The organism is Erythrobacter sp. (assembly GCF_023653175.1).
GTDB lineage: Bacteria > Pseudomonadota > Alphaproteobacteria > Sphingomonadales > Sphingomonadaceae > Erythrobacter.
On the sequence record NZ_JAMNXL010000005.1, the window covers coordinates 24232 to 36238 of the forward strand.

Below are 12007 nucleotides of genomic sequence, written 5' to 3' on the forward strand. Positions count from 1 at the left end.
GTTGGATCAGGCCGCGTCGCGCATGAACTGGTTGGTCAGCAGCGCATAGACCGCCTCGGTATCAGGCGCGTCGGCGAGCATCTGGAGCGTCGTCTCGTCGCGCGTCAGGCGCGAGATCGCGGCCAGCGCATGGAGGTGGGTGGCCCCAGCGTTCTCGGGCGACACGAGGCCGCACACCAGCGTAACCGGGCGCGCATCCACGGCGGCGAAATCGATCGGGGCTTCCAGACGGATCAGCGCGAGGCTGGGGCGGCGGATATCCTTCGAGCGGCAATGCGGTATCGCCACCCCGCGCCCGAAGCCGGTGCTCCCCAGCGCCTCGCGTGCCTCGAGGTTCTCGAGCACCTCGTTCTCGTCAAGACCATAGGCCGCCGCGAGCAGCCGGGCGGTGCGGGCAAGGATCTTCGGCTTGGTGTCGAGCTTGGCGAAAGCGATCGCCTGGGGGGAAAGAGCGAGGTTGACGTCCATGGTACGAATGATCCCGAAAACTGTGCGCCTTCACTGGCGAAGGTCCGGTCCGTTCAAGCCCGAACGGGGGATTGACCGACCGGGGCGGTGCCCCCTCCTGCGACCGCCTGGACCTTCGAAAGCGGGCCTTGCCGTAAGGTCAAGGCGGGCAACCGGCCCTATCTCGGCTCGACCCAACCGATCGAGCCATCGGCGCGTCTGTAGACCATATTATGCCGTCCGGTGCCAGCATTTTTGAAGAACAGCGCGCCGGTGTTCCTGAGGTCCATCATCATCACCGCATCCGCGACGCTGGCGGTGGGAATGTCGACACGGGTTTCGGCGATCACCAGCGGCGCATCGGCGATGACTTCCTCCTCCTCGTCCTCCTCGACCATGAAGATGGTATAGGCCGCCTCTTCCTCGCCGCGCGCGTGATCGGCCTGTTCGTGGCGGTCGGTGAGGCGGCGCTTGTAGCGCCTGAGCTGCTTCTCGATCTTGCCCGCCGCATCATCGAAGGCGACATGCACGTCATGCGCGGAGCCTTGCGCCTTGAGGATCAGGCCCTGCATCACATGGGTGACGATATCGCAGGTGAAGGCCCCCGCGGGGGCCTTGCCGAAGGTCACCTGGCTCGAGATCGCGCGGTCGAAATACTTGTCGACGATCGCGCCGAGCCGGTCCGAGGCGTGCGTCTGAAGCGCGCTGCCGGTGTCCATCTGGTGGCCTGAAATCCGAATGTCCATGAAGCGTAGTCCTCCGTCCAAGAGTGAGGATCCCAGTGGGATGGCGGGTCGGGTAATACCCGCGGCGCGTCAGGTCTCAACTAACCCAGATCGCGCTCTTGATCTCCGCGACAAACGCGCGGTGCCGTTCCAGCTCCTCCGGGCTGGCCATATGCGGGCGGGGTTCGCGCCGGGGCTTTTCCGCGGAGGGACGATGCCAGGGCGCATTGGTGGTGAGTTCGGTGAGGGTGGCGACTTCGGCCACCGGGCCCGGCGCGGAATCGATCAGGCCGAGCCCGATCTGCCGCCCGCCGGTCAGCTCGACATAGACCTGCGCTAGAAGTTCGGCGTCGAGCAGCGCGCCGTGCTTGACGCGGTGGCTCCGGTCGATCCCGTAGCGGGTGCACAGCGCATCGAGGCTGAGCTTGGCTCCGGGGTGCTTCTTCCTTGCGATGGCGACCGTGTCGACCATGCGGTCCATGCTGATCGGCGCGCGGCCGATCAGTTCGAGCTCATTGTTGAGGAAGCCGAAATCGAACCCGGCATTGTGCGCCACCAGCGGGGCATCGCCGAGGAATTCAAGCAGTTCCTCCGCCAGTTCGGCAAACCGCGGCTTGGTGGCGAGGAAGGCGGCGCTGAGGCCGTGAACCCGCTCGGCCTCGGGCGGCATGTCGCGATCGGGGTTGAACCAGGCGTGGAAGGTGCGCCCCGTCTCGACCCGGCCGACCATCTCGACGCAGCCGATTTCCACCATGCGGTCCCCGGTCTTGGGATCGAGCCCGGTGGTTTCGGTGTCGAAGATGATTTCGCGGATATTGAGCGACATTTGGGGGACTATCCTCCCATCTTCGGGGACTTGCAAGCGGCCTTTGTCGTCAAAGTGCAGCAATCAGCGCAGCGACCTGAGCGCGGGTTTCCTCGAGGGAGGTGCCGGTGTCGATGATGTGATCGGCGCGCGCACGTTTCTCGGTATCGTGCAGCTGAAGGCCGAAAATGTGCGCGAATTTCTCGGGTGTCATCCCCGGGCGGGCAAGCACGCGGGCGCGCTGGATTTCCTCCGGGGCGGAGACGACGACCACGAGGTCGACCGAAGAGTGGCCGCCGCGCTCGAACAGCAGCGGGATGTCGAAGACGACCGCGGGCTTGTCGCCGTGGGCTTCAAGGAAGGCCGCGCGCTTGGCCGCCACGGCGGGGTGGACGATCGCCTCGAGCCGCGCGAGCGCGGCCTTGTCGGCGAAGACCTGATGTCCGAGCCGGTCGCGATCGACGCCAGCCTCGCCGGTCGAACCGGGGAAGGCGGCTTCGATGGGCGCGATGAGTTCGCCGCCTGCCCCCTGCATCGCGCGCACCTCCGCATCGGCGTCGAACACCGGAATGCCCGCCTCGGCGAACATCGCGGCGACGGTCGACTTGCCCATGCCGATGCTGCCGGTGAGGCCGATGATTTTTTGTTGTTTCATGAGGTCAGCAGCGTTCGCAATTCGGCATCGTGTTGGCGGGGCGGGGCCTCGCCGAAGAATTTCTCGAACGCTGCAGCCGCCTGTCCGATCAGCATCGACAGCCCGTCGATGGTGCGGTGTCCGCTGGCGCGCGCGGTTTGGAGCAGGGGGGTCTCCAGCGGCGCGGTGACGATGTCGTAGGCGATGGCGCCGGGCGGCGTGTGGCTCCAGTCGAAGACGAGCGGGGGCTGGCCGGTCATGCCGAGGAGGCTCGCGTTGATCACCAGATCGAGGCAGCCTTCACGGCCATCAAAGGGGAAATCGGTGGGATCGGCGAAGTGGGCAAGGTCGATGGCGTGGTGCTCGCCCCCAGGCGCAAGCTCGTCGAGCAAGGCGCGCGCCTTGACCGGATCGCGCCCCGCCACGACCAGCGTGAAGCCGTGCCCCGCCAGCGCGGCGATGATCGCCCGCGCCGCCCCGCCGGTGCCGATGATGCGGGCCATGCGGAAATAGTGGGTCTGCGCGAGATCCTTCGCCAACGGCTCGAGGAACCCGGCGGCATCCGTGTTGGTTCCGGCCAGCGCGCTGTCACCCGACGGCAGAATCGTGTTCACCGCGCCGATGGCGTCGGCGGGCGGGTCGATCCGGCCCAGCAGCGGAATGACCGCCTGCTTGTGCGGCATCGTGACATTGCACCCGCGCCAGTCGAGGTCTTCGCGGCGGGCCAAGAGGTAGTCCGCCAGCTCGTCAGACCGCACATGGCAGGCGCGATATTCGGCGTCGATCCCGAGCTTCTCGAGCCAGAAATTGTGGATTGCCGGCGACTTGGACTGTGCAATGGGATCGCCGATCACTTCCGCATAAGGACGGGTCATGTCAGCAGCACCCCTTCCTCGCGCAAGGCCTCCAGCAAAGGCAGCAGCGGCATCCCGAGGACGGTGAACTGGTCGCCCTCTATCTCGGAGAACAGCTGCACCCCCGGCCCCTCGATCCGGAAGGCGCCGACGGTGTGGCCGATCGCGGGCCACTCCATATCGAGATAGGCGGCGATGAAGTCCTCCGAGAGGTCGCGCACATGGAGGCGTGCGAGGCTGGCGTGCGACCATTGGCACCCGCCGTCTTTCACCAGCGCGGCGGCGGAGTGCAGCTCCATCACCTTGCCGGAGAAGAACCGCAGATGCTCCCCCGCTTCCTCACGGTTCCCCGGCTTGTCGAAGCGGCGATTGGCGCAGACCACCAGTGAGTCCGACCCCAGCACCAGCGCCCCCGGATGGAGCGCCGCCACGGCTGCGGCCTTGGCCACCGCCAAAGCCTCGGCCACCTCGGCGGGCGCGGCGCCCGCGAGGCCCGCTTCGACCGCACGTTCGTCGATATCGGAGGGGATGCTGTCATAGGCGACCCCCGCAGCATCGAGCATCGCCCGGCGCGAGGCCGATTTGCTGGCGAGAATCAACGTCATATCGGCTTCCCCGTCCCGCCCTCGCTCGCCGGCTTGCGGTCGCGCTCCTGCACGAGCCGGATGATCGCCGCCGCGGTCTCCTCGATCGAGCGGCGGGTAACGTCGATCACCGGCCAGCCATTGTCGCCGAACATCCGCCGCGCGAACTGCAGCTCGGCCTTGACCTTGTCATTGTCGACATAAGCCGTCTCGGTCGCCTCGTTGAGCGAGAGCAGCCGGTTGCGGCGGATCTGGATCAACCGCTCTGGCGAGGTCGTCAGCCCCACCACCAGCGGGTGCCGCAGCCGGTAGAGCGTTTGCGGAGGCGGGCTCTCCACCACCAGCGGGATATTCGCCACCTTGTAGCCGCGGTTGGCGAGATAGATGCTCGTCGGGGTCTTCGAGGAGCGCGACACGCCGACCAGGACGATATCGGCCTGCTCCCACTCCTCGTGCGCAAGGCCATCGTCATGCGCGATAGTGTACTGGATCGCGTCGACGCGCTTGAAATAGCTCTCGTCCATCATGTGCTGGCGGCCCGGGCGGCCATGCGCCTCCTGCCCGAGCTGCGCCTCGAGCGCCGCCGTGACCTGATCGAGCACCGGCACGGCGGGCAGGCCAAGGTGGCGGCAATGCTCTTCGAGGCGCTTCCTCGTCTCCGGGTTCACCAGCGTGTAGAGCACCAGCCCGGGATGCGCGGCGAGATCGGGGACGATGCGGTCCATGTGCTGGAGCGAGCGGACCATCGGCCAGAAATGGCGGTTCACGGCAGGGTTGTCGAACTGGGCAAGCGCCGCCTTGGCGATCATTTCCAGCGTCTCCCCGGTCGAATCCGAAACGAGGTGGAGATTGAGTCGGTTCATGCCATCGGGGCCCTGTGGACAGATCGCCGCATAAACCACGGGAGGCGCGGGCGGACAAGCTGGGGACGGATTTTCATGCCCGCTAACGGCCATTCGCCAAGCCTATTTGCGCACACGGGACAAGTTTTGTCGACAGGCTGGGAAGAGTGGGGATAAAGCTGGCTTGACGTCCAATCCGTGCGGATTCGATGGGGGCAGGGACTAGGGGCTTAAGCGGGGGGTAACCGGGCAAGAACCGGTAATTCCCGCTTTCCACAGGGCCAACATACTCCATCATCCTCTTTATAAATTGAATTGAATTGTTCTAAGGAGCCCTATGCCCGGTCCGCTTCTCGATACGCTCAAAGGTGTCCGCCAGGACGTCGCTCCCGTCTGGCTCATGCGTCAGGCCGGGCGCTATCTGCCTGAATACCGGGAACTTCGGGCTGACAAGGGCGGGTTCCTCGAGCTGGTTTACGACAGCGAGGCGGCGGCCGAGATCACGGTGCAGCCGATCCGGCGCTTCGGTTTCGACGGTGCGATCCTGTTCTCCGATATCCTTATCGTGCCGCACGCGATGGGGCAGGGGCTGACCTTTGCCGCGGGCGAGGGGCCGCACCTTGCGCCGACGCTGCTCGAGGTGGAGCTGGACAGTTTCACCCCTGCCTTCGAGCGGTTCGAGCCGGTTTACGAGACCGTGCGCCTCACCCGCCAGCAGATCGGCCCCGCAGTGACCATGCTCGGCTTTGCGGGGAGCCCCTGGACGGTAGCGACCTACATGATCGCGGGCGAAGGCTCCAAGGATCAGGGCCCCGCGCGCCTCCTCGCCTATCGCGATCCGGCGCGGATGCAGGCGATCGTCGATGCCATCGTCGAGGTCTCAGTCACCTACCTGCGCGGCCAGATCGATGCCGGCGCCGAGGCAGTGCAGCTGTTCGACAGCTGGGCGGGCAGCCTTGCTCCCGACCAATTCGAGAAGTGGGTGATCGCCCCGAATGCGGCGATCACCGCGAAGCTCAAGGAATCGCACCCCGATACTCCGGTAATCGGCTTCCCCAAGGGCGCGGGTGCCAAGCTCCCCGCCTATGCCCGCGAGACCGGAGTGGACGCGGTTGGCCTCGACGAGACGCTCGATCCGGTCTGGGCGCACCAGAGCCTGCCTGAGGGCATGCCGGTGCAGGGCAATTTCGATCCGCTCCTGCTCGAGGCTGGTGGGCCTGCCGTAGCGGCGCGCGTCAAGACCATCATCGCCGCCTTCGAGGACCGCCCGCACATTTTCAACCTCGGCCACGGGATCGGGCAGTTCACGCCGATCGCGCATGTCGAGGAATTGCTCGCGGCGCTGAGGGGCTAGGCGAATGCAGGAACTGCTCTCCTCGATCTACCTGTTCCTCAAGTCGGGGCATGTGATCTTCATGGTGTTCTGGCTGGCGGGGCTGTTCATGCTGCCGCGCCAGTGCATCTACATGCTCGACCACGCCCCGGGATCGCCGGGCGAGGCCAAGTGGGCCGAGCGGATGGGCAAGCTGCGCACAATCATCCTCACGCCCGCGATGATTATCGTTTGGGTGCTGGGGCTTTCCATGGCCTATGCTCACGGCCATTTCAGCTCGGGTTGGCTCCACGCCAAGCTCACGCTGGTGCTGGTGCTGACCGGCTATCACGGCTGGCTGGTCGGCCAGACCAAGAAAATGGCGCGCGGGGAGCGGCCCTTGAGCGAAAAAACCCTGCGGATGATCGGTGAGGTGCCCGGCATCCTGCTGATCTTCGTCGTGCTGCTGGTTTATTTCCAACCCTTCTAACGCGGCGCCCGCCTTTCGCATTCGGCGATTGACCTCGGGCCCGCGCGCCCCTATTTCCCGACCACCTTTCCGGTACCGGAGCGCCAATCCGCTCCCGCAAGGTCTGCTTTCTCCAAGCCCAGCCCCGTCCACCAAAGGGGCACCGCCTGCCAAGGGCGGCACTGACCCACCGGCCACTTCAAGACTTTCGGAACACCACAAAAATGCATTTGAAAGACCTCAAGCGAAAGACCCCGGCCGAACTGGTCGCGATGGCGGAGGAACTGGGCGTCGAGGGCGCCTCGACCATGCGGCGGCAGGATCTGCTGTTCTCGATCCTGCGCGAGCTCGCCGAGGACGAGGAATACGAAGAGAAGATCATGGGGATTGGCACCATCGAGGTGCTGCAGGACGGCTTCGGCTTCCTGCGCTCGCCCGAGGCGAACTACCTCGCCGGCCCCGACGATATCTACGTCTCGCCCAACCAGGTCCGCCGCTGGGGCCTGCGCACCGGCGACACGGTGGAAGGCGAGATCCGCGCGCCGCGTGATGGCGAGCGCTATTTCGCGCTCACCAGCCTCGCCAAGGTCAATTTCGACGATCCCGACGCGGTTCGCCTGCGCACCAATTTTGACAACCTGACGCCGCTCTATCCCGACCAGAAGCTGAGCCTCGACACGCTCGACCCGACGGTCAAGGACAAGAGCGCGCGGGTGATCGACATCATCGCCCCGCAGGGCAAGGGCCAGCGCGCGCTGATCGTCGCCCCGCCGCGCACCGGCAAGACCGTGCTGCTCCAGAACATCGCCAAGGCGATCACCGATAACCACCCCGAGGTGTTCCTGATCGTCTTGCTGGTCGACGAGCGCCCCGAGGAAGTCACCGACATGCAGCGCAGCGTGAAGGGCGAGGTGATCTCCTCGACCTTCGATGAACCGGCTAATCGCCACGTGCAGGTCGCTGAAATGGTGATCGAGAAGGCCAAGCGTCTGGTCGAGCACAAGAAGGACGTGGTGATCCTGCTGGATTCGATCACCCGCCTGGGCCGCGCTTACAACACCGTGGTGCCGTCTTCGGGCAAGGTGCTGACCGGCGGTGTCGACGCCAATGCATTGCAGCGTCCCAAGCGCTTCTTCGGCGCGGCGCGCAATATCGAGGAAGGCGGCAGCCTCTCGATCATCGCCACCGCGCTGATCGATACCGGCAGCCGCATGGACGAAGTCATCTTCGAAGAGTTCAAGGGCACCGGCAACTCGGAAATCGTGCTCGACCGCAAGGTTTCCGACAAGCGCATCTTCCCGGCGCTGGATGTCGGCAAGTCCGGCACCCGCAAGGAAGAGCTGCTGGTCGCCAAGGACAATCTGTCGAAGATGTGGGTGCTGCGCCGCATCCTCATGCAGATGGGCACCGTAGACGCGATGGAATTCCTGCTCGACAAGATGAAGGATTCCAAAACCAACGAAGATTTCTTCGCAACGATGAACCAGTAAGCAACGGGCCGGAGGGTCGGGCCGCAGACGGACGGACGGGAATACGTGCTCAGCCAGTATCTCTACATCAGCACCGCGCCGACCCTGCCGCGCGAGGAGGTCGATGCCATCCTCGCAGCCAGCGCGCGTAACAATCCGGCGCGCGGCATCACCGGCCTGCTGCTGTTCAACGGCCGCAACTTCCTGCAATTGCTCGAGGGAGATGAGGGTGAGGTCGCCGCGCTGATGGAGACCATCACCGCTGACCCGCGCCACGCGGGCGTCTCGGTGCTCGACCGCCGCGGAATCGAAGCGCGCGCTTGCCCCGACTGGGCGATGAAGCGCGTGATGATCGCCGAGAGCATCGAGTCCCGCCGCGAGATGCTCGAGCGCGATCTGCCCGCGGGGCTCGACCCCGAGGTGCGCAAGATGATCGTCAACTTCGCGGTGCTGAACTAAGGCGGCCCGGTCAGGCCTTGGCTGCCGCCAGCTGCGCGCCCATCATCTCCCAGACCTTGTTGATCGCCTTCAAGGGCCGCACCATCACCTTGAAATCGCTGATCTTTCCATCCGCACTGAAGCGGATGATGTCGACCCCGTTGATGGCGATCTCGTCCAGCTCGGTGACGAATTCGAGCATCATCTCGTCTCCGTCCACCAGTTCACGGACATAGTGGAACGCATCGTTCCCCAGCACCTGAGCCGCCGCGACCAGATAGGCCATGACGATTGCCTTGCCAGCCTGCGGCGTGTGCACCACCGGGGAATGGAACACCGCGTCATCGGCGAGCAGATCGGCGAGCAGCGCGGGATTGCTGCCGTGCTCCATATAGGCGTGCCAGTTGGCGAGCCCGGCGTGTGCGTTCCCCATCATTTCCTCCCTCATTTTGCTCCCGGCCATCCCAACAGGTCGTCCCCGCTTGGGGATCTTTCGAGCCGCAGCGGCGCGCTGCGCTTCTTCTTGCGCTGCCTGTCGACTTCGTCATAGGCGACATCGCTGTCGTCGCCCCGCAGCTTCAGCCTGTGGCTGGTGAGATCGCCGGTCAACAGGTTCCAGCTCGCCTCCCGCCCGTCATGCGCGAAGGTGCGGCTGTAGAGCGTCGCGTCGAGCCCGATCAGCCGCATCGCGCCGAGCTTGCCGTCCCAGCGGAAGCGGTGGGTGGAGGCCACCGCAGTGGTGCCGCCGGTCAGCTCCTTGAGCAGCAGGACATCGCCCTTCACCTCAAGCACCGCATCACCGAGCGGGCCGGGATCGAGCGGGAGCACCTGGGGCGGGTTCTCGCCGGAATCGGTCTCGCTGCGATAGCTCGTCACCACGCGCAATTCGCGCCTCCCGCCGTCGCCAACGACCATGGCGGAGTCGTCCAGACCATCGCCATTGAGGTCGGCCGTGACGGCCACCTCGATATGCATGGTGCTCACCGCATGGACCGTCGCCTGTGCGGCTACCGGCGCGGCGATCAGGCCGAGGCCGAGGAGGGTGGTGCGCCTCACCCCAGAGCGTCCGCGAAGAACGCCGCCGTGCGCCCGTCGGCGAGGTTGGCGGCCTCCTCGTGGCGGCGCTTGCCGTGTTCGGTGGCGAAGCCGTGGTCGAGGCCTTCGTAATCGTGCAGCGTCACCTTGGGGTGATCGCCAAGCCCCTCATGCATTGCCGCCTGTGTTTCACGTGGAACAAAGCCGTCATTGGTGGGGATGTGCAGCATCAGCGGGTGGGCGATCGCGTGCTTCTCGTGGAGCAAGCCGTCGATGCCGACGCCGTAATAGCCGACGCTCGCGTCGATATCGGTGCGCGCTGCGGTCATGTAGGCGAGCCGCCCACCGAGGCAGTAGCCGACGCAGCCGACCTTCGCGATGCCGAGGGTGCGGCGAATGTGGTGGATGGTCGCCTCGATGTCGCGGATGCCGGCGTCCTGGTCGAACTCGCCGAACAGGCCGAGGGCGCGCTGGAATTCGGGCTCCACGTCCGGGTCGAGCTCGATGCCCGGCTCGATCCGCCAGAACAGATCGGGCGCCACGGCGAGGTAGCCCTCGGCCGCCAGCTTGTCGCACTTCTGGCGGATGCCGGGGTTCACCCCGAAGATCTCCTGGATGACGATGATCGCAGCCCGCGGTTCGCCCGAGGGCTTGGCCACATAGGCGCTGAAGCTCGCGTCACCTGAAAGGGTGGGGATGGTTTCGTTGAAGCGCATGGGGGTCTCTCCTTCGGGGGTGGCTCACGGTCTATCTCTTGCCTTGTCAGCGTGCCAAGCCCAAATGAAACAGGGATGACGAGAGGAGGGCTAGCCCCATGAAGATCACCATCGAAATCGACTGCACCCCCGAAGAGGCGCGCAGCTTCATGGGCCTGCCCGATGTGAGCGCGGCCAACAATGTCTATGTCGAGAACCTCACCAAGGCGATGCAGGGCGTCTCGAGCCCCGATCAGCTCCAGCAATATGCCAGCGCGCTGGCGCCGATGGGGCAGATGGGGATGAAGCTGTTCCAGAATTTCGTGGAGAGCGGGATGAAGGCGGCCGCGGGCGGGGTTCCGGGAGCGTCGAAGAAGTCCTCCGACTAAGGCTGTGAGTTCTGCCGAGACGATCTTCGCGCTCTCGAGCGGTGCGCCGCCGGCGGGCGTGGGCGTGATCCGCGTTTCCGGCCCGGCGGCGCGGGCGGCTTTGCTGGCGCTGGCAGGCCGTGTGCCTGAGCCGCGCCGCGCGTCGCTGGCGCGGCTGCGTGATGCTCAGGGGGCATTGCTCGACGAGGCGTTGGTGCTGTGGTTCGCGGGGCCGGCGACCGCCACCGGAGAGGATCTCGCTGAATTCCACTGTCACGGGGGCCGTGCGGTGGTTGCGGCGGTAGAGGGGGCGCTCGCTTCGCTTCGCGGGATAAGGCGTGCCGAACCGGGGGAGTTCACCCGCCGCGCCTTCGCCAATGGTCGGATCGATTTGGCCGAGGCCGAGGGGCTCGCCGATCTGCTCTCTGCCGAGACCGAATTGCAGCGCGCCGCCGCGCTCGCCAATGCTGGCGGGGCGCTGTCGCGGGAGGTTGAGGGATGGCGCGAGCGGGTGCTTTCGCTGTCCGCCGAGGTGGAGGGCGTGCTCGACTTCTCGGACGAGGAAGACTCCGCTGATCTCCCCGAATGTTTTACGTGGAACATTGGCGCGCTGGCCGAGGAACTGGCCGAGTGGCTGACCCGCCCACGCTCGGAGCGGCTGGGGGAGGGGTTCCGGGTGGTGCTCGCCGGGCCGCCCAACGCCGGCAAGTCCACTTTGTTCAACGCGCTGGTGGAGAGCGAGGCGGCGATCACTTCGCCCATCGCCGGCACGACGCGCGACGTGATCGAGCGGGCGGTGGCGATCAGCGGCGTGCCTTTCACTTTCGTCGATACCGCCGGACTAAGGGAGGGCGAGGCCGCCGACTCCATCGAGGCGATCGGCATCGACCGCGCCCGGAGCGCGCTGGCCCGCGCCGACGCTGTCTTGTGGCTGGGGGCCGAGGGCGAGGGGCCGGAAGGCGCCTGGGAGATCGCCGCGCAGTCAGACCGCGAGGGATACGGCGAGAAGCCGGGCGCCCGCTTCACGCTCTCGGCCATGACGGGCGAGGGGGTCGCGGCGCTCAAGACCGCGCTGGTCGAAGCCGCGCGCGCGGCGCTCCCCAAACCGGGTGAGGCCGCGCTCAATGCCCGCCAGCACGCTCGCCTCGCCGAAGCAGCCGAAGCCCTGCAATCGGCGCAGGGCCTCGCCGATCCGCTGTTGGTCGCCGAGGAACTTCGCCGCGTCCGCCTCGCCTTCGATCGTTTGGTCGGGCGGGCAACCACCGAGGACATGCTCGACACGCTGTTTGGGCGGTTCTGCATCGGGAAGTAGGGCGCGCCGCTCGGCGAA

General features: G+C 66.1%; 16 protein-coding genes. 6 read left to right on the forward strand and 10 right to left on the reverse strand.

Going from position 1 to position 12007, the window contains the following annotated elements:
• Positions 1–6: 6 nt before the first annotated feature.
• The 7 genes from NBV68_RS01270 to NBV68_RS01300 form a co-directional block, all read right to left on the reverse strand.
• Positions 7–468, reverse strand: a complete 462-nt coding sequence (locus tag NBV68_RS01270) for a PTS sugar transporter subunit IIA (protein ID WP_296306569.1) — start codon at positions 466–468, stop codon at positions 7–9.
• Positions 469–626: 158 nt separating this feature from the next.
• On the reverse strand, positions 627–1193 hold the full coding sequence (gene raiA / locus NBV68_RS01275; protein WP_296306570.1) for a ribosome-associated translation inhibitor RaiA: 567 nt from the start codon (positions 1191–1193) through the stop codon (positions 627–629).
• Positions 1194–1269: 76 nt separating this feature from the next.
• Positions 1270–1986, reverse strand: coding sequence for a DNA polymerase III subunit epsilon (dnaQ, locus tag NBV68_RS01280; RefSeq protein WP_296306601.1), 717 nt, complete (start codon positions 1984–1986; stop codon positions 1270–1272).
• Positions 1987–2047: 61 nt separating this feature from the next.
• On the reverse strand, positions 2048–2632 hold the full coding sequence (gene coaE, locus NBV68_RS01285) for a dephospho-CoA kinase (RefSeq protein WP_296306572.1): 585 nt from the start codon (positions 2630–2632) through the stop codon (positions 2048–2050).
• A complete protein-coding gene (locus tag NBV68_RS01290) occupies positions 2629–3486 on the reverse strand; it encodes a shikimate dehydrogenase (protein ID WP_296306573.1) in 858 nt (285 codons plus the stop codon). The genes coaE and NBV68_RS01290 overlap by 4 nt, the downstream gene beginning before the upstream one ends.
• Positions 3483–4070 carry a Maf family protein gene (locus tag NBV68_RS01295; protein ID WP_296306574.1) on the reverse strand — a complete coding sequence of 196 codons (588 nt, stop codon included), beginning with the start codon at positions 4068–4070 and terminating at the stop codon, positions 3483–3485. The genes NBV68_RS01290 and NBV68_RS01295 overlap by 4 nt, the downstream gene beginning before the upstream one ends.
• Positions 4067–4912, reverse strand: coding sequence for a pyruvate, water dikinase regulatory protein (locus NBV68_RS01300; RefSeq protein ID WP_296306575.1), 846 nt, complete (start codon positions 4910–4912; stop codon positions 4067–4069). Before NBV68_RS01300 ends, NBV68_RS01295 begins: the two co-directional genes overlap by 4 nt.
• 316 nt (positions 4913–5228) lie before the next feature.
• On the opposite strand from NBV68_RS01300, the gene hemE reads away from it, so the two are divergent.
• The 4 genes from hemE to NBV68_RS01320 all read left to right on the forward strand — a co-directional run bounded on the left by hemE (position 5229) and on the right by NBV68_RS01320 (position 8600).
• Entirely contained in the window at positions 5229–6245 is a 1017-nt protein-coding gene (hemE, locus tag NBV68_RS01305; protein WP_296306576.1) for a uroporphyrinogen decarboxylase, read from the forward strand.
• Between the two features lie 4 nt (positions 6246–6249).
• Positions 6250–6693: a CopD family protein gene (locus NBV68_RS01310; RefSeq protein WP_296306577.1), complete on the forward strand. Its 444-nt coding sequence runs from the start codon at positions 6250–6252 to the stop codon at positions 6691–6693.
• Positions 6694–6896: 203 nt separating this feature from the next.
• Positions 6897–8162, forward strand: coding sequence for a transcription termination factor Rho (rho, locus tag NBV68_RS01315; protein ID WP_296306578.1), 1266 nt, complete (start codon positions 6897–6899; stop codon positions 8160–8162).
• Positions 8163–8207: 45 nt separating this feature from the next.
• Entirely contained in the window at positions 8208–8600 is a 393-nt protein-coding gene (locus tag NBV68_RS01320; RefSeq protein ID WP_296306579.1) for a BLUF domain-containing protein, read from the forward strand.
• 10 nt (positions 8601–8610) lie between these two features.
• On the opposite strand, the gene NBV68_RS01325 is transcribed toward NBV68_RS01320, so the two are convergent.
• Genes NBV68_RS01325 through NBV68_RS01335 form a run of 3 tightly spaced genes read right to left on the reverse strand, consistent with a single transcriptional unit; the run spans position 8611 to position 10330 of the window.
• The gene (locus NBV68_RS01325; protein WP_296306580.1) at positions 8611–9015 is read right to left on the reverse strand and encodes a nuclear transport factor 2 family protein; all 405 of its coding nucleotides are present in this window, start codon (positions 9013–9015) and stop codon (positions 8611–8613) included.
• Between the two features lie 8 nt (positions 9016–9023).
• Complete coding sequence (locus tag NBV68_RS01330) at positions 9024–9635, reverse strand: hypothetical protein (RefSeq protein ID WP_296306581.1); 612 nt, start codon at positions 9633–9635, stop codon at positions 9024–9026.
• Positions 9632–10330, reverse strand: a complete 699-nt coding sequence (locus NBV68_RS01335; protein WP_296306582.1) for a dienelactone hydrolase family protein — start codon at positions 10328–10330, stop codon at positions 9632–9634. The genes NBV68_RS01330 and NBV68_RS01335 overlap by 4 nt, the downstream gene beginning before the upstream one ends.
• 98 nt (positions 10331–10428) lie before the next feature.
• On the opposite strand from NBV68_RS01335, the gene NBV68_RS01340 reads away from it, so the two are divergent.
• A complete protein-coding gene (locus tag NBV68_RS01340) occupies positions 10429–10698 on the forward strand; it encodes a DUF6489 family protein (RefSeq protein WP_296306583.1) in 270 nt (89 codons plus the stop codon).
• Between the two features lie 4 nt (positions 10699–10702).
• The gene (gene mnmE / locus NBV68_RS01345) at positions 10703–11989 is read left to right on the forward strand and encodes a tRNA uridine-5-carboxymethylaminomethyl(34) synthesis GTPase MnmE (RefSeq protein WP_296306584.1); all 1287 of its coding nucleotides are present in this window, start codon (positions 10703–10705) and stop codon (positions 11987–11989) included.
• Positions 11990–12007 lie beyond the last annotated feature (18 nt).